1 protein-coding gene is annotated in these 666 nt (G+C 51.8%); it reads left to right on the top strand.

What is annotated here, in order from left to right; genetic code table 11:
* Positions 1 to 666: hydroxymethylbilane synthase (gene hemC / locus R7O13_RS27600; RefSeq protein WP_318305289.1), on the top strand; the 666-nt coding region annotated here is incomplete at both ends.

The raw sequence follows: 666 nt of genomic DNA, 5'->3' as shown, positions 1-666 counted from the left end.
TCGAGTTGGTAACCATGGTGACCAAAGGTGACGTGATTTTGGATACACCGCTGGCTAAAGTTGGTGGCAAAGGCTTGTTCGTTAAAGAACTTGAAGTTGCCATGCTTGAAGGCCGCGCCGATCTAGCCGTGCACTCAATGAAAGACGTACCTGTCGACTTCCCTGAAGGCCTTGGCCTCGTGACCATTTGCGAGCGCGAAGACCCTCGCGACGCCTTCGTTTCTAATACCTATAGCAGCATTGATGAACTCCCTCAAGGTGCGGTCGTCGGTACTTGCAGTTTGCGTCGCCAATGCCAACTGAAAGAATACCGCCCAGACATCATTATCAAAGAACTGCGTGGCAACGTGGGTACTCGACTTGGCAAACTGGATGCGGGTGAGTACGACGCTATCATTCTTGCAGCCGCAGGTCTAAAGCGCTTGAAATTGGAAGACCGAATTCGCAGCTTTATCGAACCAGAACAATCACTGCCAGCGGTTGGCCAAGGCGCTGTCGGTATTGAATGCCGCGTAGACGACGAACGCTTACTCAAACTTCTGGAGCCACTCAACCATAAAGACACCGCCGATCGCGTGTTGTGCGAACGTGCCATGAACCTAACTCTTGAAGGTGGCTGTCAGGTGCCAATCGGTAGCTACGCGCTACTTGAAGGTGATGAAATTT

It is taken from the genome of Vibrio sp. Y176, assembly GCF_033438945.1.
This window is presented reverse-complemented; position numbering and strand designations above follow the sequence as displayed.